This is a genomic window from Thermosyntropha tengcongensis (assembly GCF_055381335.1).
Genome location: NZ_AP042437.1, coordinates 2070645 through 2092728, shown reverse-complemented (window position 1 = coordinate 2092728; position 22084 = coordinate 2070645). Strand labels below are relative to the sequence as shown.

The 22084-nt window shown below is 42.8% G+C and carries 22 protein-coding genes; 21 read left to right on the top strand and 1 reads right to left on the bottom strand.

The genetic code is table 11. From position 1 onward, the window contains the following. Position 1: 1 nt before the first annotated feature. From ACZ42E_RS10200 to disA, 17 genes are all read left to right on the top strand, one after another. Positions 2-421 carry a F0F1 ATP synthase subunit epsilon gene (locus ACZ42E_RS10200; protein ID WP_464892210.1) on the top strand — a complete coding sequence of 140 codons (420 nt, stop codon included), beginning with the start codon at positions 2-4 and terminating at the stop codon, positions 419-421. A 69-nt stretch (positions 422-490) separates the two neighbouring features. Further along, on the top strand, positions 491-706 hold the full coding sequence (locus tag ACZ42E_RS10195) for a hypothetical protein (RefSeq protein ID WP_464892209.1): 216 nt from the start codon (positions 491-493) through the stop codon (positions 704-706). 33 nt (positions 707-739) lie between these two features. Then, a complete protein-coding gene (locus ACZ42E_RS10190) occupies positions 740-970 on the top strand; it encodes a hypothetical protein (protein WP_464892208.1) in 231 nt (76 codons plus the stop codon). A gap of 135 nt (positions 971-1105) precedes the next feature. After that, complete coding sequence (locus ACZ42E_RS10185) at positions 1106-1840, top strand: YwmB family TATA-box binding protein (RefSeq protein ID WP_464892207.1); 735 nt, start codon at positions 1106-1108, stop codon at positions 1838-1840. Positions 1841-1911: 71 nt separating this feature from the next. After that, a complete protein-coding gene (gene murA / locus ACZ42E_RS10180) occupies positions 1912-3165 on the top strand; it encodes a UDP-N-acetylglucosamine 1-carboxyvinyltransferase (protein ID WP_464892206.1) in 1254 nt (417 codons plus the stop codon). A gap of 27 nt (positions 3166-3192) precedes the next feature. Then, positions 3193-4113, top strand: a complete 921-nt coding sequence (gene spoIID / locus ACZ42E_RS10175) for a stage II sporulation protein D (protein ID WP_464892205.1) — start codon at positions 3193-3195, stop codon at positions 4111-4113. A gap of 61 nt (positions 4114-4174) precedes the next feature. Then, positions 4175-4444: a sporulation transcriptional regulator SpoIIID gene (gene spoIIID / locus ACZ42E_RS10170; RefSeq protein ID WP_464892204.1), complete on the top strand. Its 270-nt coding sequence runs from the start codon at positions 4175-4177 to the stop codon at positions 4442-4444. Between the two features lie 73 nt (positions 4445-4517). Continuing rightward, positions 4518-5546 carry a rod shape-determining protein MreB gene (gene mreB, locus ACZ42E_RS10165; RefSeq protein ID WP_464892203.1) on the top strand — a complete coding sequence of 343 codons (1029 nt, stop codon included), beginning with the start codon at positions 4518-4520 and terminating at the stop codon, positions 5544-5546. Between the two features lie 70 nt (positions 5547-5616). Further along, positions 5617-6360 (top strand): flagellar basal-body rod protein FlgF, encoded by a 744-nt coding sequence (gene flgF / locus ACZ42E_RS10160; RefSeq protein WP_464892202.1) that lies wholly within the window; start codon positions 5617-5619, stop codon positions 6358-6360. A 133-nt stretch (positions 6361-6493) separates the two neighbouring features. Next, positions 6494-7219 carry a WecB/TagA/CpsF family glycosyltransferase gene (locus ACZ42E_RS10155; RefSeq protein WP_464892201.1) on the top strand — a complete coding sequence of 242 codons (726 nt, stop codon included), beginning with the start codon at positions 6494-6496 and terminating at the stop codon, positions 7217-7219. 26 nt (positions 7220-7245) lie between these two features. Continuing rightward, positions 7246-9375, top strand: a complete 2130-nt coding sequence (locus ACZ42E_RS10150) for a cell division protein FtsA (protein WP_464892200.1) — start codon at positions 7246-7248, stop codon at positions 9373-9375. Between the two features lie 140 nt (positions 9376-9515). Continuing rightward, positions 9516-9941, top strand: coding sequence for a CtsR family transcriptional regulator (locus ACZ42E_RS10145; protein ID WP_464892199.1), 426 nt, complete (start codon positions 9516-9518; stop codon positions 9939-9941). A 29-nt stretch (positions 9942-9970) separates the two neighbouring features. Then, the gene (locus ACZ42E_RS10140) at positions 9971-10489 is read left to right on the top strand and encodes a UvrB/UvrC motif-containing protein (RefSeq protein ID WP_464892198.1); all 519 of its coding nucleotides are present in this window, start codon (positions 9971-9973) and stop codon (positions 10487-10489) included. Between the two features lie 14 nt (positions 10490-10503). Then, a complete protein-coding gene (locus ACZ42E_RS10135; RefSeq protein WP_464892197.1) occupies positions 10504-11577 on the top strand; it encodes a protein arginine kinase in 1074 nt (357 codons plus the stop codon). 22 nt (positions 11578-11599) lie between these two features. Then, positions 11600-14080 carry an ATP-dependent Clp protease ATP-binding subunit gene (locus tag ACZ42E_RS10130; protein ID WP_464892196.1) on the top strand — a complete coding sequence of 827 codons (2481 nt, stop codon included), beginning with the start codon at positions 11600-11602 and terminating at the stop codon, positions 14078-14080. 132 nt (positions 14081-14212) lie between these two features. Further along, complete coding sequence (gene radA, locus ACZ42E_RS10125; protein ID WP_464892195.1) at positions 14213-15574, top strand: DNA repair protein RadA; 1362 nt, start codon at positions 14213-14215, stop codon at positions 15572-15574. Next, positions 15575-16648 carry a DNA integrity scanning diadenylate cyclase DisA gene (gene disA, locus ACZ42E_RS10120; protein WP_464892194.1) on the top strand — a complete coding sequence of 358 codons (1074 nt, stop codon included), beginning with the start codon at positions 15575-15577 and terminating at the stop codon, positions 16646-16648. It begins immediately after the preceding gene. Positions 16649-16728: 80 nt separating this feature from the next. On the opposite strand, the gene ACZ42E_RS10115 is transcribed toward disA, so the two are convergent. Then, positions 16729-17127, bottom strand: coding sequence for a nucleoside triphosphate pyrophosphohydrolase family protein (locus ACZ42E_RS10115; RefSeq protein ID WP_464892193.1), 399 nt, complete (start codon positions 17125-17127; stop codon positions 16729-16731). Between the two features lie 203 nt (positions 17128-17330). On the opposite strand from ACZ42E_RS10115, the gene ACZ42E_RS10110 reads away from it, so the two are divergent. From ACZ42E_RS10110 to gltX, 4 genes are read left to right on the top strand one after another with little or no spacing between them, the layout of a single operon-like run. After that, positions 17331-18443: a PIN/TRAM domain-containing protein gene (locus ACZ42E_RS10110; protein WP_464892192.1), complete on the top strand. Its 1113-nt coding sequence runs from the start codon at positions 17331-17333 to the stop codon at positions 18441-18443. Next, complete coding sequence (gene ispD, locus ACZ42E_RS10105; RefSeq protein ID WP_464892191.1) at positions 18436-19620, top strand: 2-C-methyl-D-erythritol 4-phosphate cytidylyltransferase; 1185 nt, start codon at positions 18436-18438, stop codon at positions 19618-19620. The genes ACZ42E_RS10110 and ispD overlap by 8 nt, the downstream gene beginning before the upstream one ends. Before the next feature lie 54 nt (positions 19621-19674). Then, a complete protein-coding gene (locus ACZ42E_RS10100) occupies positions 19675-20577 on the top strand; it encodes a DUF1002 domain-containing protein (protein WP_464892190.1) in 903 nt (300 codons plus the stop codon). A gap of 46 nt (positions 20578-20623) precedes the next feature. Then, entirely contained in the window at positions 20624-22069 is a 1446-nt protein-coding gene (gene gltX, locus ACZ42E_RS10095; RefSeq protein ID WP_464892189.1) for a glutamate--tRNA ligase, read from the top strand. The last annotated feature ends 15 nt before the right edge of the window (positions 22070-22084 follow it).

Sequence of the window (22084 nt, the reverse complement as noted above, 5' to 3'; positions counted from 1 at the left end):
TATGGCAGAAAACACCTTTATGCTTGAAATAATAACCCCGGAAGAGATACTCCTGAGAGAAGAAGTACAGTTTGTTGTGGTTCCGGAAACTCAGGGAGAATTAGGGGTTTTGAAAAATCACGCACCCATGATAGCTGCCTTGAATATAGGTGTATTAAGATACACCGATGCAGCGGGAGAGGTAAAGAAGGTAGCCATCAGTGGAGGATTTATGGAAGTTATTTATAATGAAGCAAGGGTACTGGCAGAAACTGCAGAGCGGGGATCAGAAATTGATATCTTGCGTGCTCAGGAATCTTTAAAAAGAGCTAGGAAAAGACTTGAGCAGAGAGATGAGAGTATAGACTTTGCCCGCGCTCAAAGGTCTCTGCAGCGTGCAATTGCACGACTCAAGGCTGCGGATGCTTATAATGAACAGTAAGCTTTTGCAAAGCCGGAAGCTTTGGCTTCCGGCTTTGAGTTAGAAGAATGTCAGCAAAGAGGGTAGGATGTGGATAAGCAAAGCATAATTAAAGTTTTTTTAATAGCTATCCTCATTTATTATTTGATTAAAATAGCCCTGGCTATTTTGCTGAGGGAAGTCTTGCGCCAAATGGAGGAAAAGGGAAGGAAAAGGGAAGAAAAGCGCAGGCAGTATTTTGCTGAACAGCGCCGAAAAAGGGAAGAAAGGTGGTACAAAAAACCACCGGATAATTATGATGTATAAAATATTATGAAAATTTAAGGTTGGGGTATAAAAATGCAACAGAAATTTATGTATCTTATAATATTTGTGTTTGTTGCGACTGTACTTTTTGGCTTTTTAATATGGTGGCAGCTGGGAAGAATTGCTAAAAAGGCTTTAGAAGCCAAACAAAAAAAAGAAGCTTATATGGCTGAAATAATGAAGCAACAGGAAGAAGAGGGGGAAAAGTCAGCTGTGGTTATGGAAGAAGAAGCCCCTGGAAACAAAGATACAGAGGAAGTTTAATAACCTAACTTAATAAGATAAGGAATAAATTACCTGCGTGAAGCGGGTTTTTTGTTTTCTCCCCTGCATTAATGAATAGACATTTCTATTCATGGCAAAAATTTTTAACAGAAGAGGTGCGGGGGAGGTTTTTTTATGAAAAAAATTTTACTTTATATAATTTTTTTTACACTATTATGCTGGGGAGGAAATTATAGCATAGATTATACGATTGGCAAACAGCTTGCAAATCGTTCACCATATTACCTATCTTTTGCATCAATCGGTGTAAATTCTCTCACATCAAATCTGGATGCCTGGGTAAAAATAAAAACAAACTCCTCAAAAGCAGAATTAGAAGCTTATCTTGCCAGAATTTCAGCCAGCTTGGATGTTCCATTAATCAGGGAAAAAATAGTTTATACAGAAGATAGCGGGGTAAAGACTATTTTATACAGAACTGCCAGTAAAGGTCAAAAAATAAGCCTGGTTTTAGAATCGGATGAAGAAGAAACCAGTATAGTGGTATCTATTACCGGTAAAGGCGATGCCGTTTTATTGAAAAATTATGAATCAAAACTGGAGCAGATTGATTTAGACTGGACCTATTATTATACTTATCGCGGCCATATTGGCCAGATAATAGCATATGATGCGCAAACTGAGCTTATAAAGGTCATGTTAAAAAATCTAAAGGCCAGGGAAATAAGCTGGTATAAAAACGGTAAAGTAACCAGCTGTGCTGCTTATTCCCCGGTTTTAACTCCCTTTACTCCTTCCGTAAGCCTGGAAGGGAAAAAATATAATTTGCAGATAGCCGTTCAGGTAGATGAAAAAAAGAATAAGACTTATATAATAATCGGGTCGCCACTTATACTAGGGGAGTATTAAATATTTTTACATAAGCCCGACACTCAATAATCTGGTGTCGGGTATATTTTACCCACAAAGGAGGTGATTTTATGAGCATAATTGTAAAAGGAAAAACCAGATTAAAGGGGGAAGTGGAGATAAGTTCTTCCAAAAATGCCATACTTCCCATTTTGGCAGCCTCGCTTTTAACGGAAGATAAAGTGATTTTGAAAAAAGTCCCCCTTATTGAGGATGTAAGAGTAATAAACTGTTTAATAAAAGAACTGGGGGTTAAAATTAAAGAAGACGGCAATACAGTCGAGATTGATGGACAGGCATGTACTACTAACCCGCCTTATGAACTGGTAAAAAAGATAAGGGCTTCCTTCCTGCTTATGGCACCTATTTTGGCCACCCAAAAAGAAGTGAAGGTTTCCCTCCCTGGTGGATGCGCTATCGGGACCAGGCCTATTGATCTTCATCTTAAAGGATTTAAAGCCCTGGGAGCAGAACTCACGCTCACGGGGGGAGATATTATAGCCAAAGCCAAAAAACTCAGAGGGACTCATATTTATCTGGATTTTCCAAGTGTAGGGGCGACCGAGAATATAATGATGGCAGCCAGTCTGGCAGCTGGCACCACCTATATAGAAAATGCCGCTTTGGAGCCGGAAATTGTTGACCTGGCCAATTTTATAAATGCCATGGGAGGAAAAATAAGTGGGGCAGGAACCAATGTAATACGCATTGACGGGGTAAAAAAGCTGAAAGGAACGGAATATACAAGTATTCCTGACCGTATTGAGGCAGGTACTTTTATGCTGGCAGCAGCAGCGACTGCTGGCGATGTGGTGGTTAATAATGTTATTCCCGAACATGTAAAAGCGGTAACTGCCAAACTTATAGAAAGCGGTGCTGAAGTAGAGGAAGATGATAATAGAATTCGGGTAAAGGGAAAAGAAAGAATAAATCCAGTTTATATCAAGACTTTGCCATATCCAGGTTTTCCTACGGATATGCAGGCACAATTCATGGCCTATCTTAGCATAGCTGACGGCAGCAGTATTGTAACCGAATCGGTTTTTGAAAATCGTTTTATGCATGTACAGGAATTAATGCGCATGGGGGCTTCCATAAGGATAGAAGGCCGTACCGCAGTAATAAAGGGGGTATCTGAGCTTAACGGGACAGAGGTAACGGCGACTGATTTAAGGGCAGGAGCAGCACTCTTGATAGCTGGCATGATGGCTACAGGAATTACTAGAGTGAATAACAGCTATCATATAGACCGGGGATATGAAAATATAATTGATAAATTTAGAAAATTGGGAGCGGATATGAAGAGAGAGTTAGTTAGCATATAAAGAAATTTATTTTAATATTATTTTAATATGACAAGAAAAATATTTTTTATTTTTTTATTTTTATTATTAACGATAATTTTGATTATTTATTATTTATCAGAAAAAAGATGGGAGGTTAGTAAAGAACCCTATATAAAACTTTATTTAAGCCAGAAAAATGAAGTTATAAATTTGAAACTGGAAGAATACATTAAAGGGGCAGTGGCAGCCGAAATGCCTGCCTCTTTTGAACTGGAAGCCTTGGAGGCACAGGCAGTATGTATAAGGACTTATACAGTAAGAAAAATTTTACATGGGCAAAAGTACCAAAAAGGGGCTGATCTTTCAGATAATATAAATGAATGCCAGGCTTATATATTAAAAGAAGAATTTAAAAAGCGCCACCCCCGTAATTATAAGAAACTGTACAAAAAAATCGAAGAGGCAGTTTCAGGTACCAGGGGCATCGTAATGATTTATGATGGTGAGCCGATAGATGCTGTATACCATTCTACCTGTGGGGGAAGAACAGAAAATGCTGATGAGATATGGAAAAATAAGATTCCATACCTGATTTCTAAAAAATGTTCTTATTGCAGCAATTCTCCAAGATATCGAGATATTAGAGAAATTTCTTATGCTGAGATAAAAAAAGAGTTAAAAATACCTTATGATGTAAAAAAAGTCAGCATAGCAGAAAAAACAACAAGCGGCAGGGCTAAAAAAATAAGGATAAATGATGACATAATAATAGAAGGAGGCTATTTCAGGCAAAAATTTGCTCTTCCGTCTACCTGGTGGGAATTTGAGAACCAGGGTGACAAGGTACTTGTAAAAAGCCGGGGATATGGACATGGAGCAGGCATGTGCCAGTATGGCGCAAATGGAATGGCGCAAAAAGGGTATGATTATAAAGAAATATTGCAGTATTACTATACAAATGTAAAATTTTGCAAAATAGATTATTAAGTTCTCCTCCTTTCTTATGGTGAATATATTTTGTAATAATCACCGTAAGAGGGGGAAGGGGATGCAAAATTATATAAGAAAGAGAGCGGTGAAGATTGCCAAACACATAATAAAAACTTCTGATACGGTAAGACAAACTGCCGAAGTGTTTGGCATAAGCAAGAGCACAGTGCATAAAGATGTAGCAGAGCGTTTACCCAGGATAGACAGCGATCTGGCAGAAGAAGTCAAAAAAATTTTGGAAAAGAATAAAGCAGAACGGCATATACGAGGAGGAGAGGCCACCCGGCTTAAATATGCGGCTTTAAAAAATAATGCCCCGGAAATATAAAAGATATAGCCATAATTTAATATTAAAGGTAAAATAATGTTGTAATTAAACGAGTTCGGGAGGGCATATGTCGATGTTTTTTGCTGAAGATATAGGAATTGATCTTGGAACTGCCAGTGTGCTCATTTTTAAAAAAGGCAAGGGAATTGTTCTGCATGAGCCTTCGGTAGTAGCTATCGATAAAAATACGAATAAAGTTATAGCCGTAGGAGAAGAAGCAAGACAGATGCTGGGCAGAACGCCAGGACATATAATAGCTGTACGCCCTTTAAAAGATGGGGTTATTGCAGATTATGACATGACAGAAAAAATGCTTTCTTTTTTTATACGCAAAGTTATAGGACAAAAATTTTTTTTCAAGCCCCGGGTGATTGTATGTATCCCTACCGGTGCTACTGATGTAGAGGAAAGAGCGGTAAGACAAGCTACTCTGGCAGCAGGGGCCAGACAAGCTTACATAATAGAAGAACCCCTGGCAGCAGCTTTGGGAGCCGGACTTAATATTGCAGAGCCTACAGGACATATGGTGGTAGATATAGGAGGAGGAACTTCAGACATAGCAGTATTATCGCTGGGGGGAATTGTATGTAATGCCTCTTTGCGCGTAGGAGGGGACAAGTTTGATGAAGCTATTGTACGTTATGTGCGCCGGGAATATAACCTGATGATAGGAGACAGAACGGCGGAGGAAATAAAGATAAAAGTTGGCACCGCTTTTGTGCGGGATGAAAACCGCAACAAATCTATGGAAGTAAAGGGAAGGGATCTGGTATCAGGACTCCCCAAAACGATAACTATAACGGCAGAACAGACCTGGGAAGCCCTGCAGGAGCCGATAGAAGCGGTTATAGAAGGGGTCAAGAAGGTTCTGGAGATTACTCCGCCGGAACTGGCGGCTGATATTGTAAATAATGGAATAGTAATGACCGGGGGAGGAGCGCTCCTTGATGGGCTGGATTTACTGCTTTCCAAACGGACGAATTTGCCGGTGCATATTGCTGAAGACGCTATTTCCTGTGTAGCCAGGGGAACCGGCAAGGCGCTCCAGGAGATGAATATACTGGAACAGACGAAAAGCAGGTCAGCCAGAAGGGTATTGTAAAAAGATTAAAGATTTTAGTTTTCTTTTTCGATATTATTATATAAATGACAGCAGGTGGGGGTAATTAAAGTTGATAAAAGGTTTGTATACGGCAGCAGCCGGGATGATGCTTAATATGGCCAAACAGGATGTTATAGCCAATAATATTGCCAATGTAAATGCCAGCGGCTATAAAAAGGATAGCGCAGTAGCGAGGGCTTTCCCGGAAATGCTTATAAGCAGGCTTAAAGATAAAGATTCCCCCCAGTTTGTTGGCCCGCTGGGAACGGGAGCCTGTATAGCTGGTATATATACCGATTATGGGCAAGGAAATTTGAAAAGAACAGATAATATATATGATCTGGCCATTGATGGGGAAGGTTTTTTTGTGCTGCAGCTTCCGGACGGAAGTGAAGTGTTTACCCGCAGCGGCAGCTTTAAGGTTAGCGCGGATGGCTTTCTGGTAAATAATAATGGTTATAGGGTGCTTGATATAAATGATCAGCCCATTCATATAGAAGGGGAAGATTTTACGGTTGATGAGAGAGGAGTAATTTCAGTTAATGGGGAAGAGGCTGCCAGGATTAAAATAGCAGCCTTTGCTGACCTCAACCAGCTCAGAAAAAGAGGGGACAGCACTCTAACTGGGCCCGCTTATAATATAGATAATAGTTCCCGCATACGGCAGGGATACCTGGAAGAGTCCAATGTAAATGCCGTCAGGGAAATGGTAGATTTGATTACTGTGGTAAGAAGTTATGAATCACTGCAAAAAATGGTGCAGGCTGAGGATGAAACGATCAAAACAGCTATAGATCAGGTAGGAAGTGTTTAAATATCAGCAAGTAGTGAATAAAAAGAGCATTTATCCGGCATGCTGGGGATAAATGCTCTTTTGTTTGTATTTTGCCAGCTGGAAATGATAATTTTTGCTAAAATTAATAGAGAGATTAAAAAGGAGTAAGGCGATGGGAAGAGACAGGATTGAAATACTGGGATGCTGCATAGATATGGTCGATAGTGAACAGGCTTTAAAAAAGGCCGAAGAGTTTATTTTAAGAGGGATTCCTTCCCAGGTTATTACCTTGAATGCAGAAATAGCTTATATGGCAAGCAATGATGAGAGGCTGAAAACGGTGATTAATGAGGCCTCCCTGGTTACTCCAGACGGGATCGGCATAGTTTGGGCGGCCAGAAAGAAAGGCTATATCTTAAAAGAAAGGGTTACCGGCATAGATATGGTTTATAATTTGTGCCGCCTGGCAGCTCTAAAGGGGTATAAGGTTTTTATGCTGGGTGCTGCGCCGGGGGTGGCAGAAAAGGCGGCGGAAAAACTTAAACAGATGTATCCCCGGCTTATGGTATGCGGCACCAGGGACGGCTATTTCAAAGAGGAGGAAAAGGACGAAGTCATAAAAGGGATAAGAGAAGCTTCGCCCCATATCCTTATGGTGGCACTGGGGGCTCCCAGGCAGGAATTTTTTATAAACCAGCATAAAGATGAGCTAGGGGTTCCTCTATGTATTGGGGTAGGGGGAAGTTTTGATGTCATCGCGGGAGTCAAAAAGAGAGCTCCTTCATTTATGATAAAACTTAACCTGGAATGGCTTTACCGGCTTTTGTCTGAACCTTCCAGAATCAAGCGGCAGCTGGCTCTGCCCAAATTTGTATTTAAGGTATTGAGGGAAAAATAAATACTCCTTTTAAGGGGGATTGCATAATGGACAATATGGTTTTTGCCCTGGATATAGGGACGCGCAAGATTGTAGGGCTTATCATGGAAAAGGATGGGGATAATCTAAAAGTTCTGGACAGTGAAATGATAGAACATAAAACCAGAGCTATGCTGGATGGGCAGATACATGATGTAGAGGCGGTAGCCGATGTTATAAGAAAGATAAAAAAACGGCTGGAAGAAAAAAATGGCATACATCTGGAAAAAGCGGCCGTAGCAGCTGCCGGCAGAGCGCTTAAAACCGAGTGGGGAGAAAAAAAGAAGAAAAGGCCCATGCTGGATGAGATTACCTTGGAAGAGGTAAGGGCTCTGGAAATTGAAGCGGTGCAGGAAGCTCAGATGAAGCTCATGCAGGATAATATATATGGGCAGGATAAGGCTCATTATTTTTGCGTAGGATACAGTGTAGTTTATTATGAACTGGATGACCAAAAAATAGGCAGCCTTATAGGGCAGAGGGGTTCTCTTATAAAAGCCTGCGTCATCGCCACTTTTCTTCCCCGGGTGGTGGTAGACAGCCTGCTTTCTTCCTTAAAGAGGGCAGAGCTTGATATCTTAAGCCTTACCCTGGAGCCTATTGCGGCTTTATCTATTACCATCCCTCCCAGCATGAGGCTTTTAAATCTGGCGCTGGTAGATATAGGAGCGGGGACTTCCGATATAGCGATAGTAAGAAATGGGGATATCATCGCTTATGCCATGGTGCCAGTTGGCGGGGATGAAATGACAGAAGCTCTGGCAGGCCATTACCTGCTGGATTTTAATACAGCAGAAGAGCTCAAAAGAAGCCTGCTCGCCAGGGAAGAGGTAAAGATAACAGATATTTTGGGCAATGAAACCTTGCTCCCCCGCAGTGAAGCAGTAAAGGTGATGGAGCCGGTAGTAAGCGAACTCTGCCAGCAGGTAGCCGGTTATATTACTGCTCTTAATGGAAAGGCGCCGGATGCAGTGCTGCTGGTAGGAGGGGGAAGCCTTACTCCTGGCTTGCTGGCCAGATTGGCCGAAGAGCTTAAGCTTCCCTTAAACCGGGTAGGGATAAGAACGCCGGATAAATTTGGCAATATCTATCTGGAAGCTGACTATCTCAAAGGGCCTCAGGGGGCTACTCCCCTGGGAATTGCTTATTATTCCCTTACCAATCCGCCGGCTCCTTTTATAAAGGTCGAAATAAACGGCAGGGAACTTATGCTCTGGAATACGGGAGAGATAAATGTAGGCAGGGCTCTTTTGGCTTCCGGCTTGCCCCTTAACAATATTTACGGAAGGCCTGGGCTGGGGAAAACCGTGGAAATTAATGGAACAGTAAAAATAATAAAAGGAGAGATGGGCAGTCCGCCGCTTATCCGGGTTAATGGAGAAGAAGCAAATCTGGAAACCCTGGTAAAAGAAGGGGATGTTATACAGTTTATCCCGGGGCAGGAAGGAAAAGAAGCAAAGATCCTGGTAAAAGACTTGATAAAACTGGATGAGGCTTATGTTCTGGTAAATGGAGAAAAAATAAACTTAAAGCCCAGCATAGAGATAAATGGAATTCCTGCTGGATGGGAAGATGAAGTCCCGGACAGGGCCAAAATAACCTGGCAGAGACCGGAGGCGGTTAAAGACATTCTGCTTTTGGCCGGAGTTCCTGCAGAATACCTGGAAGAAAAAGTTTACCGCTATTACCTTAACGGAAAAGAGATGTTTTTGCGCTGGCTGCCGCTTAAAGTAAAAGTGGATGGAAAAATGGCCAGCCTGGAGGAAAAAGCCCCGCCTTTTGCGGAAATTCAGTATGAATATAGCCGGCTTAAGCCCCGGCTGCGGGATGTGATTAAAGAAGGGGAGATAAACAGGATAAAGGTTCTCGTAAATGAACGGGAGATATTTTTAAACAGCCGGCCCAAAGAGATAAAAGTAGATGGGGAAAAGGCTGACTTAGATACTGAGCTGACGGAAGGAATGAAGATAGAAATTGATAAAGAAAAAAATGGAGCCATATTGAGCGATATATTCAAGGTAATAGAGGTTGAACCGGTAACTTCAGGCAAATTGATAATGGAGGTGGATGGCCAGCCGGCGGGATTTACCACCCCTATATACGACAACAGCCGCATAACGATAAAATGGGAAAGATAGGGCAGCTTCAAGCTGTCTTTTTTTATATAAAAAATCAGGATAAGGAAATAATATTTTTATGAAAAAAAGGATTGATTTTTGACTTTTGTTGACTATAATAAAAAACAGAAAGGTCAAAAAAGGTCAAGAGAGGGATGACCATGAAAAAAAGCCTGGCAGATAAAATTGAAGAATACCTGAAAGTGCTTATCGAACGAAGTGAAAACAGACAGGTAGAGATCCAGCGTTCGGAACTGGCAGAAACTTTTGACTGTGTCCCTTCTCAGGTGACTTATGTTTTGAGTACCCGCTTTACGGAGGAAACTGGTTATCTTACGGAAAGCAGAAGGGGAGGCAAGGGGTATGTAAAGATTACCCGCCTGGAGCATGGGGATTTAAAGTCTGATACGGCACGCAAAGAGCTCATCAGTTTTATTGATGAGATGAAGGATAAAAGGAATATAAGTGCCAAAGAGGCAGAAATGCTAAAATTTTTGACTAACTATGCCTTTAAAGGCTTTTCGGCTGAAGAAAGAAACCGCATCTTTAAAGCGGTAAAGCAGGCGCTTGCTGACTACCTGCTTTAGGAATGTATAAAAGGAAGGGGGATTTTGATATGTACTGTGAAGAATGCAAGGTAAGGCCGGCGACGGTACACCTTACCCAGATTATCAACGGACAGACTATGCAGACACACCTTTGTGAACAGTGTGCAGCCAAAAAAGGGGCGGCGATGTTTAATTTAAATATTGAACCGGGATTTTCCATACCTAATCTTTTAGGTACCTTATTTGGCAATGTTTATAACATGCAGGGAGTAGCTGCCCCGACGGCAGCCAATACGGTATGCAGCAACTGCGGCATGAATTTTGAGAGAATAAGGCAGACAGGAAAACTGGGATGTTCTGAATGCTATTCTGCATTTGAAAGAGAGCTGGAGCCTACTTTGCGCAGGGTACACGGCAACAGCCAGCATATAGGCAAGATTCCCAAACGGGGCGGCGGAAAGGTTATGCTGAAAAAGAAGATTGAAGAGCTTAAAAGCCGTTTGCAGAAGGCAGTAGCCAGGGAAGAATATGAAAAGGCAGCCGAGATAAGGGATGAGATAAAAAGGCTGGAAAGGGACATGGAGTGAGGAGGTGAATTTATATGAGCATAAATGATCTTTTAAACCAGAATTTTGTAGCCTGGATGGATGCCGAAAAAGGCCCGTCCTCAGATGTGGTAATAAGCAGCCGGGTGCGGTTGGCCCGCAATCTGAACCTGATACCTTTTCCCCATCTGCTGGATGAAAAGAGTGGGGGACAGGTAATTGAAGAGATAAAGAAAGCCTGGAAAAAGAGCGGCTATCATGAACTTTTAGCTATGGATCTGGTGACTTTTAATGAACTTCCTCTGCTGGACCGCAAGATATTGATGGAAAAACACCTCATAAGCCCTGAACATAGCGAATCCAATGCCTCTTTTAAAGGGATTATGGTGAATAAAGATGGCTCCCTGGCCCTTATGATAAATGAGGAAGATCATCTGCGCATGCAGTGTTTTTTGCCTGGGCTTCAGCTTATGGAGTGTTACAACCGGCTGCAGGGTGTTGATGATGAACTGGAAAAGTACCTGGATTTTGCTTTTGATGAGAAGAGAGGATATCTTACTTCCTGCCCCACCAATGTGGGAACCGGCATGAGAGCTTCGGTGATGCTTCATTTGCCTGGCCTGGCTATAAGTGGGCAATTAAACCGGATTTTCCAGAATGTGAGCCAGCTGGGCATGACGGTAAGAGGGCTTTATGGAGAAAATACCGATGCGGTAGGGAATTTTTATCAGCTCTCTAATCAGATAACCCTGGGGCAGACGGAAGAAGATATTATAAATAACCTTACTGGTATAGCCGGACAGATTATTGAACAGGAAAGAATAACCAGGGAAAGGCTTTTAAAGGAAATGCCCTATCAGCTGGAAGACAGGATTGGACGGGCTTACGGAATACTCACCAATGCCCGGGTCATTACTTCCAATGAAGCCATGATGCACCTGTCGGATGTAAGGCTGGGAGTTGATCTGGGGATTATAAAAGATTTGAAACCTTTTGCCATAAATGAGCTTATTGTAGCCTTGAGGCCTGCCCACCTGCAGAAAAAGGCGGGCAAGGAGATGGAACCTTTTGAACGTGATGTTAAAAGGGCGGAAGTTATTAAAGAAAAGCTTTTAAGAACGAGAAAATAGGTAAAAAAGGAGGTTGGTATTTATGTTTAGAAGATTTACCCAGAGAGCCAAGAACGCGGTTATGTATGCTCAGGAAGAAGCCAGGAATTTAGGGCATCCTGCTATTGGGACTGAACATATACTTTTAGGCCTTCTGAGGGAAGGAGAAGGAATAGGGGCTAAAGCCCTTACCAGTTTGGGAGTAGATTTGGATAAGGTAAGGCAGGAGGTTATTAAGATTATCGGCCAGCGGGGAGGTGCTGAAACTCCGGATGGAGACCTGCCTATAACCCCCAGGGCTAAAAAAGTTTTTAATCTAGCTTTTGATGAGGCCAGGCTGCAGGGGGTAAATTATGTGGGGACTGAACACCTGCTGCTTGCTCTCCTGCGGGAAGAAGAGGGCGTAGCCGGCCAGGTCCTGGTTTCCATGGGAGTAAGGCTGGATGAGGTGAGAGAGCAGGTTATGCAGCTTCTGGGCGGAGAAGCTGGCCTTAATGTAGGAAATCCCCCCATTTATCAGGAACCGGTAATTAACCAGATTAATCCGCAGTCCATAAAGAGAAAAACGAAGAGCAAAACTCCTACCCTGGACGCGTTTGGCCGCGATTTAACCCATGATGCTCTGGAAGGACGTTTAGATCCGGTTATCGGGCGGGAAAAGGAGATAGAACGTGTTATTCAGATTTTATCCCGGCGCACCAAGAATAATCCGGTTTTGATAGGAGATCCGGGAGTTGGGAAAACGGCTATTGTAGAAGGTTTGGCCCAGCGGATTGTTGAAAACAAAGTGCCGGAAATATTGAGCGACAAGAGGGTAGTGGCCCTGGATCTCTCATCCATGGTGGCAGGAACCAAGTACAGAGGAGAGTTTGAAGACAGGCTAACCAAGGTGGTTAATGAGATAAAATCGGCTGGTGATGTGATTGTATTTATTGATGAACTGCATACGATTGTAGGGGCAGGCGCAGCAGAAGGGGCCATCGATGCTGCCAATATATTAAAACCTTCTCTGGCTAGAGGAGAGTTTCAATGCATAGGGGCTACTACTTTAAATGAATACCGCAAGCATATCGAAAAAGATGCGGCTTTAGAACGCAGGTTCCAGCCGGTGCTGGTTGATGAGCCTACTGTTGAAGAAAGCATCGAGATTTTAAAAGGATTGCGTGACCGTTATGAAGCCCATCATGGAGTGAAGATCAGTGATGAAGCTATCGAAGCAGCTGTAAAGCTGTCTGCCAGATATATTACTGACCGTTTCCTGCCTGATAAGGCTATAGACCTTATAGATGAAGGGGCTTCCAAGCTGAGGCTGGCCAATTATGTCCTGCCTGATGATTTAAAAGAAAAAGAGGCTAAATTAGAAGAAATAATTAAAGAAAAAGAAGAGGCTATCAATGCCCAGGAATATGAAAAGGCTGCCCAGCTAAGGGATGAAGAGCAGAAATTAAGGGATGAGATTGAAAGCCGGCGCAAGGAATGGGTAAATGAGCGCAATAAGGAGCTTAGAACTCTTACAGAAGAAGATGTAGCCAAGATTGTATCTGACTGGACCGGCATTCCGGTAAGCAAACTGGCAGAAGAAGAAACTGAAAAACTGGTCAACCTGGAAGAAGTTCTGCATAAGAGGGTAGTGGGACAGGATGAAGCAGTAAAAGCAGTAGCCAGGGCGGTACGAAGAGCCAGGGCCGGGCTTAAGAATCCTAAACGTCCCATAGGTTCCTTTATATTCCTGGGGCCTACCGGGGTAGGAAAAACCGAACTGGCAAGAGCCCTGGCCGAGGCCATGTTTGGAAGTGAAGATGCCCTTATAAGGCTGGATATGTCAGAATACATGGAAAAACATGCAGTATCCCGCATGATAGGAGCCCCTCCTGGATATGTAGGTTATGAGGAAGGCGGCCAGCTTACAGAAAAAGTAAGGAGAAAGCCTTATTCAGTAGTCCTGCTGGATGAAATTGAAAAAGCCCATCCCGAAGTATTCAATATACTGCTGCAGATTCTGGAAGACGGCCGGCTTACGGATGGACAGGGAAGGACGGTTGATTTCCGCAATACCATCATAATTATGACTTCCAATGTGGGGGCTGAATCTATACGCAGTGCTAAAAGAGTGGGCTTCAGCAAGAGTGATGATGAGGCTGAAAATTATAACAAGATGAAGGAAAGGGTTATGGAACAGCTTAAGCAGACTTTCCGGCCAGAATTTTTGAACCGTATTGACGAAATAATAGTATTCCAGAGCTTGTCTGATGAACAGCTCAAGAATATAGTAGATCTGCTGCTTAAGGAAGTAAAAGACCGCCTGGCAGAAAGCGGTTATGAACTGGAAGTAACGGAAGGGGCCAAGGAGGTTATAATGAAAGCCGGCTATGATCCGCAGTATGGAGCAAGACCTTTAAAACGGGCTATCCAGAGAATGATAGAAGATGCCGTAGCGGAAGAAATCCTTAAGAAAACAGTAGTTCCCGGAGATAAAATTCTGGTAGATGCCGAGGAAGGCAAGGTGGTAGTAAAGAAAGGATAATATCAAACCAAAAGGGCAGCGATTAAAAAGCTGCCCTTTTTTGTTTGGGTTTTTATAGCAAGGAATTTTATGTTAAATTGATAGTAATACAGTATCTGTTAAATATTATAATGGTGTTTAGAGGAGAATGCTATGGGGAAAAATGTAACCAGGTTTGTGTGCGTTTCCTGCGGATATGAGGCAGGCAAGTGGCTGGGCAGATGTCCGGGATGCGGCAGCTGGAATACCATGCAGGAAGAAAAAAAAGAACATAAGCCGGGAAAAGGGGAAGAAAAAAGAGGAAGAACCGTTGCTCTAAGCCATATCCAGAATGATGAAGTACAAAGGGTAAGTACCGGAATTGGTGAACTGGACCGGGTGCTGGGCGGTGGAATTGTGCCTGGCTCCCTTATCCTGCTGGGTGGAGATCCGGGAATAGGGAAGTCTACACTGCTTTTGCAGGTGGCAGACTACATAGCCAGGCAGGGGGAAAAAGTTTTATATCTATCCGGAGAAGAGTCCTTTAGACAGATTCGGCTGCGCTCCTTGCGGCTGGGCATCGATAATGAAAATATATACCTTCTTAATGAGCAGAATATAGATTTTTTGGGTGATTTTATACAGGAAGTAAAACCAGGACTTATCATAATTGACTCTATTCAAACCGTTTATTCAAGCAGCATATCTTCGGTTCCAGGAAGCGTATCCCAGCTCAGGGAGTGTACTGCCCGCATTATGGAATTGGCCAAAACCATGGATATAAGTGTTTTTCTTATCGGGCATGTTACCAAGGAAGGAGCTATAGCTGGGCCTAAAATACTGGAACATATGGTGGATGTAGTCGTCTATTTTGAGGGAGATAAAAATTTTGCTTTCCGGCTGCTTAGAGGCATAAAAAACCGTTTCGGGGCTACGGATGAACTTGGCATACTGGAAATGACGGGACAGGGGCTGTGGGAAGTAAAAGACCCTTCCATGTATTTTTTGGATACTGCTGATAAAAATATGAGCGGAACTGCCGTAGCCGTAAGCTTTGAAGGAAGCAGGCCTTTTTTGATTGAAGTGCAGGCTCTGGTATCCTCTTCTTTGCCGCCTTATGCGCGCAGAATGGCTTTTGGTGTAGATCAGAACCGGCTGGCTTTACTGATAGCGGTTCTGGAGAAAAGGAGAGGGGTTCTGCTTTCTAACTGTGATGTCTATCTTAAAGTAACAGGAGGATTGTTTTTAAAGGACCCGGCGGTAGATTTGGCTATTATTGGGGCGGTGTTTTCCAGCTATAAAGACAAACCTCTGCCTTCAGATATGGTTTTGATAGGAGAAGTCGGCCTTTCGGGAAGGATAAGGCAGGTGCCTTTTATTGATGCCCGGCTTAAGGAAGCGGAAAAGATGGGGTACAAAAAAGCGGTTATTCCATCCGGATTAAGTTTTAAGCCGGGATTTAAACCGGATATGCGAATAATCCAGGTTGGCATGCTGGATGAGTTTATAGAAGTTTTAATGGAAGGATGGGGTTAAATGGAAGATATTTATCATGGAAAGTTCAGGCATTCACTGCAGCTTTTGGCGCCCGGAAGCCTGTTCAGGATAGGGGTGGAGAACATTTTGCAGGCTAATACGGGAGGCCTTATTGTGGTAGGCAATTCCCCGGAGCTTATGAAGCTGGTAAGCGGGGGGTTCAAGATAGACTGTGAATATACTCCTGCCCGCCTCTATGAGCTGGCCAAAATGGATGGAGCTATAATAATGAATGGTGATGCTACCCGCATCCTTATTGCTAATGCCCAGCTTGATCCTGACCCCAGCCTTCCTTCGCAGGAGACAGGTATAAGGCATCGGACGGCAGAGAGAGTAGCCAAGCAGACAGGTGAACTGGTGGTAGCTATATCGCAGAGGCGCAAGGTGGTAACCCTTTATCAAGGGAATATAATATTCAGGCTTCGTGATATATCGACACTCCTGGTTAAGGCTAACCAGGCTTTGCAGACCCTGGAAAAATACCGCAATGTTATGTACAAGGAGCTGCAGAGGCTGGGCGGATTGGAGTTCGAGGATGTGGTGACGGTATCTGAAGTATGCGAAGTCCTGCGCCGTATAATAAAAGTTTTACATATAGGAGAAGAGATAGAAAACTACATTGCAGAACTGGGAAGTGAAGGAAGACTGGTAAAGATGCAGCTTGACGAGATGCTGACCAACATAAGGGAGGAAGCTTTGTATATAATTCAGGACTATAACCGTACGCCGGATAAGAGCCCCCAGGAACTTTTGAATACTATGCTGAGGGCGTTTGAGGAGGATATATCTGATTCGGTATTTATTGCCAGGATTTTATCCCTGGGGACAACCGCCAGCCATCTGGAACAGCAGGTATCTCCGCGCGGCTACCGGATGCTGCAAAAGCTGCCCCGTATACCAGCTGCGGTTATAGATAACCTGGTCCAGCGCTTTGCCCTCTTAAGCAATATAATGCGCGCCAGTATAGAGGAACTGGATGAAGTAGAGGGTATTGGCGAAGTGAGGGCACATTCTATCAAGAATGGGCTTAAACGTATGCAGGAGCAGCTGTTTCTGGAATATAAATATATATAAAAAATAGCAGCCAGGATTTGAGAATTCTGGCTGTTTTTGCTTTTTATAAAAAGTTTCAGGGTTAAAAAGAGATGAATTTATCAGGTCATGTTGAAGATGCCTAGAGTGGTGGCTTTTTTGTATTCTTTTATGAAGATGTCATAAAGGCTTATATCCAGGGTGTTGCATAAAGCGGCAGAATAAAATAGCATTTTTCCCATTTCGTTTATTATTATTTCTTCACAGTGGGGACACAGCTTTCCTCTTACATGGCTGTCCAGGAATTTCTTAAGTTCTTCAATCGAATCTATTTCCTGCGGGATCTGGATTTTGCAAGCGTCTACGCTTATGCATCCACACTCGGTTACGGCTTTAGCTACTGCCCGGTTTACCCGGCTTACTGATTCGGAAAGCTTGGTGGTTATATCTAAGATGCTGCGGTGCCTGATTAAAAGCTCACCTACAACATTCTGGAATTCATCACAAATCAAGTCCTTCATAAAAGACTTGCCTCCTCATATGCTTAAGTTTAGATAATTATAGCCTTTATTTCTAGGCTTTGTCAATTTAATATGTTGTCACCTTATGTCGGGAATCCCTTTATTAAGGGGAAAAGAGGCCTACAAATTAATGGAATAATTTACAAAAAAATTGGTATAATTATTCACCTGGTATAGAAAAATATTTATTGGAGGTGAATAATATGCCAAAAAAGTTAATTTTCTCAAAACTGGTATTTTTCCTGGCTTTGTCTTTGGCCTGTTTGTCTGTTTATGTGTTAAATATTTTTCTTCATCTGGAATGGCTGTATTTGATAGGGACGGGTTTTTTGATTCTGGTTATATCGTTTATACTCTTTAATAGTATTTTTGTTTTTTTGGCCAGCGCTTTGCGCAGGCTAAATAGGCTGCTGGATAGTACTTCCATAGAAGTTATAGTAGGAGGAGCGGCAGGGCTGGTTTTAGGGGGTATAGTAGGGGTTCTAAGCAGTTTCCCCTTTTCGCTTTTTGAGGGAATAGGAAGTTATATTACTTTGATTGTCTTCCTGGTTAGTGGCTATATTGGCTTTAAGGTGGGAAGCAGGAGAGGTAGCGAAGTATTGCGGCTTTTCAGCTATATAAACAGCAGGGGAGACATGGCAGGGGAAGAAAAGAAAAATTCTTTGAAGATTTTAGATACCAGTGCTATTATTGATGGAAGGATTTATGATGTGTGTTTGGCTGGTTTTATTGATGGGACTTTGCTGGTGCCTACTTTTGTTATTGCTGAACTTCAGCATATTGCCGATTCTTCGGATACAGTGAGACGCAATAAGGGGAGAAGGGGGCTTGATCTGCTTTCCAAAATGCAGAAGCATGAAAAGATAAAAATTGATATAATAGAAGCGGAATGGGACGAAGATAAAGATGTGGACAGCAGATTGATAAGGCTTTGTAAAGAGCTTAACGCAGCTATTATAACCAATGATTACAATTTAAATAAAGTAGCTGAGCTGCAGGGGATAAAGGTGCTTAATATAAATGAACTTACCAATGCGGTTAAAGTAATGGTCTATCCGGGAGAGACTATGCACATAACTATCCTTAAAGAGGGCAAGGAGGAAGGACAGGGAGTAGGCTATCTGGAAGACGGCACTATGGTGGTGGTAGAAGATGCCTGGCAGGATATAGGGCATGAACTGGAAGTAGTAGTGACCAGCGTTTTTCAGACAGCAGCCGGCCGCATGATCTTTACCCGCAAGGTGAAGGAGGAGCCTGATGCTTCCAGCAATGTTTCTTATGTGATAGAGGCTAAAGAGGTGAATGTATATGGCTAATGGCCTAAAGGCGGTGGTGGCAGCCGCTGGCCAGGGGAGCCGTATGAAGGCGGATATAAATAAGCAGTATATTATGCTTAAAGGGAAACCGGTGTTGTTTTATTCACTCCATACTCTGGAACAGATGGATATAGTTGAGGAGGTAGTAGTGGTAGCCCGTGCAGAAGAAATAGACTACTGCTACCATAATGTCATACAAAAGTACAAGCTTAAAAAAGTGAAAAAAATAATACCTGGAGGCAGGCAAAGACAAGATTCAGTAGAATTGGGTTTGCAAGCTCTGGATAAAGGGACCGAAGTGGTAGCCGTGCACGATGGGGCACGGCCACTTTTTGTGCCTGCCATGCTGGAAGAATTATATCGGGAAGCCAGGAAGTGGGGAGGGGCGGTTCCCGGAATAAAGCTTAAGGATACGGTTAAAAAGATAGATGAGGAAGGCTTTATATCTCATACATTAAAGAGGGAAGAGCTTATAGCGGTACAAACTCCCCAGGTATTCCGGTATGATGAACTTGTTTATGCTTATGAAAAGGCAAGGCAGGAAGGTTTTTACGGCACGGACGATGCTTCCATCTATGAGCGTTATGTGGGAAAGGTAAAGGTTGTAAATGGGGATGAACGCAATATAAAAATAACTACCCCGGAAGACATACTGATAGCAGAACGATTTTTAGAGGAAAAGAGTGAAGGTTTTATGCCTTTTCGTATAGGGACTGGATATGATGTGCACCGCCTGGTGGAAGGAAGGAAGCTGGTGCTGGGAGGGGTAGAAATACCTCATGCTAAAGGGCTTTTAGGCCATTCTGATGCTGATGTGCTTTTACATGCTATTTGCGACGCCCTTTTAGGAGGGGCTGCTCTGGGAGATATAGGAAAGCATTTTCCTGACACTGATGAAAAATATAAAGGGATAAGCAGTTTATTGCTATTGAGAGAAGCTGGCTTAAAAGTGAGAGAAGCAGGATTCAGGATTGTAAGCATAGACAGCACGATAGTTGCCCAGGAACCAAAACTTGCCCCTTACATAGAGATGATGCGCAAGAATATTGCAGAAGCTTTAGAGATTGATTTATCCAGAATAAATGTCAAGGCTACTACTACAGAAGGCCTGGGCTTTGAAGGAGAAAAAAGAGGTATTTCGGCACAGGCAGCAGCTTTGCTAACAGGTATATTTTAATAATTATTTTGCTCCTTCCTGGGAAAAATTAAGAAAAAAGGGAGGAGCAGAGCCATGCGGGAAAAGATTGCTTTACTGGTTTTTTTGCTTATGGCAGCCACCGGCATACTTTATCTTAATCAAGCAGATAAAGTGCATATGGTAGAAAAAAACGCCAGTACAAAAGTAGTTGTAACTTTGGGAGAAGATTTGACCGAAAACCAAAAAGATGAGGTGCTGGGTGTTTTTGCAAAATTCAAGGATTTAAGTGATGTAAGGATAATAACGGTGAGCAACCGGGAAGAAAGACAGCTTTTATCAGGGATAGTTGATGAAAAATTAATTGGCAGCAGGGCTATATCTTCGGCTTATGTTGAACTGATGGAGAAGAGCAGCGGGATAGAGGTAAAAACTGAAAATATAACCTCCATTACCCCTTTTATGTATGCCAATGCTTTAACGACGGCGGGAGTTGAAGATGCACGGGTAGTGGTGGCAGCACCTTTCCCGGTTTCCGGAACTGCTGCTCTGGCTGGAATAATGAAGGCTTTTGAAACGGCAAGTGGGGAAAAACTCCCAGCCAGGGCCAAGGAAACTGCTGTAAGGGAAGCTGCGGAGGCTTCCCGCCTGGGAGAAAAGATTGGCAAGGATAATGCTGAAAAATTAATGTATGAAGTTAAGAAAAGGGTTATCGATGAAAATATTTCTGATCCAGAAGAGATAAGAAAGATAATAATCGAGATAAGCGGGGATCTTAATATTAGATTGTCCACGGAAGATGTGGAACGCATAACCCAGCTTATGCTCAGGATAAGAAAGCTTAATATAAGTATTAATGACCTGGGAGCCCAGCTAAAGCTTTTAGACCGTAATTTAAAGGAGATAAAAGGAGTAAGGGGAGAACTGGAAAGTTTCTGGCAGAGACTGCTTCAGTTTTTGCAAAATCTGATAGTTATGATTAGACAGTCTTTGGGTTAAGATAAGGTTTGATTTTTTTGTGTATTTTAAGGGAGGGATAAGCATAATGAGAAAGATTAAGGTAAGATTTGCTCCGAGCCCCACCGGGCCTTTGCATATAGGGGGAGCCCGCTCAGCTCTTTTTAACTATCTTTTTGCTGTGCGCAATGATGGAGAAATGGTTTTGCGCATAGAGGATACTGATTTAGAACGTTCCCGCCGGGAATATGAGGAAGAAATTATAGAGTCCCTGCGCTGGCTGGGCATAAGCTGGACGGAAGGGGTGGATATAGGCGGCGATAATGGCCCTTACCGCCAGACGGAGAGGCTTGATATATACAGGGAATATGTAGAAAAATTGTTGGCTTCGGGGCAGGCTTATGAATGCTTTTGCAGCGAAGAAGAGCTGGAAAAGGAACGGGAGGAGCTTTTGGCCAGGGGAGAGATGGTGCGCTATTCCGGAAAATGCCGCTATCTTACGCCAGAAGAAAGGGAAGAAAAATTAAAGCAGGGCATTAAGCCGGCTATCAGGTTTAAGGTGCCGGATAATAAGGTATATGTAGTAAATGACCTGGTAAGGGGAAAGGTAGCTTTTGAAACAAATAATATAGGGGATTTTATAATTGTAAAATCTGACGGCATACCTACCTACAATTTTGCCGTAGTAGTAGATGATGCCCTGATGGGGATAACCCATGTCATAAGAGCGGAAGAGCATTTGTCTAATACACCCCGGCAGCTTATGCTTTATGAAGCTTTAAATTTCAAAATTCCTGAATTTGCCCATATTTCGCTTATTTTGGGCAGTGACCGCCAGAAGATGAGCAAAAGGCATGGAGCAACCTCGCTTATCCAGTATCGGGAAAAAGGTTATCTGCCGGAAGCTTTGTACAATTTTTTGGCTCTTTTAGGCTGGTCGCCGGAAGGAGAAGAAGAAATACTTACTCCTGAAGAAATAAACAGGAGTTTTTCCCTGGATAGGGTGTCTAAAAGCCCAGCTGTTTTTGATTTGGATAAACTTAACCATATAAATCAACAGCACATAAAGATGCTTACCCTTGACAGGCTTAAAGAACTTTTACGCCCTTATCTGGAGGCTTCCCCCTATAAGGATGAGGTAAACAAGATGAGTTCTGAAAAATATGAGCTTCTGGTTACTGCTTTGCGCGATTATCTGGTCTGTTTGAGTGATATAACTGAACATGCCGGGGTTTTGTTTGAGGATATAGAATATGAAGAAGAAGCCCTGGAGGTTTTAAAAGGGGAACATGTTAAGGATTTGCTTAATGAATTTATAGCTGCCTATCCTGATAATGATGGGGTAGAAGAGATAAAACAGTATATAAAGAGCCTGATGAAGAAGATGAAGCTGAAACCTAAAGATGTTTTTATGCCTTTGAGATGCGCGCTTTCCGGCAAAACCCACGGCCCGGACCTTCCTTACCTTATAAGCATATGGGGAAGAGAGGAAGTTGAAAGAAGGGTAAGGAAGACTTTGGAACAAATAAAGTAGATAGGGGAGAATATG

What these genes read in the sequence shown, in the direction of transcription:
- spoIIID (WP_464892204.1), top strand. Translation starts at nt 4,175, where the DNA reads ATGCAAAATTATATAAGAAAGAGAGCGGTGAAGATTGCCAAACACATA.
- ispD (WP_464892191.1), top strand. Translation starts at nt 18,436, where the DNA reads ATGGCTAATGGCCTAAAGGCGGTGGTGGCAGCCGCTGGCCAGGGGAGC.
- gltX (WP_464892189.1), top strand. Translation starts at nt 20,624, where the DNA reads ATGAGAAAGATTAAGGTAAGATTTGCTCCGAGCCCCACCGGGCCTTTG.
- ACZ42E_RS10135 (WP_464892197.1), top strand. Translation starts at nt 10,504, where the DNA reads ATGAGCATAAATGATCTTTTAAACCAGAATTTTGTAGCCTGGATGGAT.
- ACZ42E_RS10150 (WP_464892200.1), top strand. Translation starts at nt 7,246, where the DNA reads ATGGACAATATGGTTTTTGCCCTGGATATAGGGACGCGCAAGATTGTA.
- ACZ42E_RS10110 (WP_464892192.1), top strand. Translation starts at nt 17,331, where the DNA reads ATGCCAAAAAAGTTAATTTTCTCAAAACTGGTATTTTTCCTGGCTTTG.
- murA (WP_464892206.1), top strand. Translation starts at nt 1,912, where the DNA reads ATGAGCATAATTGTAAAAGGAAAAACCAGATTAAAGGGGGAAGTGGAG.
- radA (WP_464892195.1), top strand. Translation starts at nt 14,213, where the DNA reads ATGGGGAAAAATGTAACCAGGTTTGTGTGCGTTTCCTGCGGATATGAG.
- ACZ42E_RS10185 (WP_464892207.1), top strand. Translation starts at nt 1,106, where the DNA reads ATGAAAAAAATTTTACTTTATATAATTTTTTTTACACTATTATGCTGG.
- ACZ42E_RS10100 (WP_464892190.1), top strand. Translation starts at nt 19,675, where the DNA reads ATGCGGGAAAAGATTGCTTTACTGGTTTTTTTGCTTATGGCAGCCACC.
- disA (WP_464892194.1), top strand. Translation starts at nt 15,575, where the DNA reads ATGGAAGATATTTATCATGGAAAGTTCAGGCATTCACTGCAGCTTTTG.
- ACZ42E_RS10140 (WP_464892198.1), top strand. Translation starts at nt 9,971, where the DNA reads ATGTACTGTGAAGAATGCAAGGTAAGGCCGGCGACGGTACACCTTACC.
- ACZ42E_RS10130 (WP_464892196.1), top strand. Translation starts at nt 11,600, where the DNA reads ATGTTTAGAAGATTTACCCAGAGAGCCAAGAACGCGGTTATGTATGCT.
- ACZ42E_RS10190 (WP_464892208.1), top strand. Translation starts at nt 740, where the DNA reads ATGCAACAGAAATTTATGTATCTTATAATATTTGTGTTTGTTGCGACT.
- ACZ42E_RS10145 (WP_464892199.1), top strand. Translation starts at nt 9,516, where the DNA reads ATGAAAAAAAGCCTGGCAGATAAAATTGAAGAATACCTGAAAGTGCTT.
- mreB (WP_464892203.1), top strand. Translation starts at nt 4,518, where the DNA reads ATGTTTTTTGCTGAAGATATAGGAATTGATCTTGGAACTGCCAGTGTG.
- ACZ42E_RS10200 (WP_464892210.1), top strand. Translation starts at nt 2, where the DNA reads ATGGCAGAAAACACCTTTATGCTTGAAATAATAACCCCGGAAGAGATA.
- spoIID (WP_464892205.1), top strand. Translation starts at nt 3,193, where the DNA reads ATGACAAGAAAAATATTTTTTATTTTTTTATTTTTATTATTAACGATA.
- ACZ42E_RS10155 (WP_464892201.1), top strand. Translation starts at nt 6,494, where the DNA reads ATGGGAAGAGACAGGATTGAAATACTGGGATGCTGCATAGATATGGTC.
- ACZ42E_RS10115 (WP_464892193.1), bottom strand. Translation starts at nt 17,127, where the DNA reads ATGAAGGACTTGATTTGTGATGAATTCCAGAATGTTGTAGGTGAGCTT.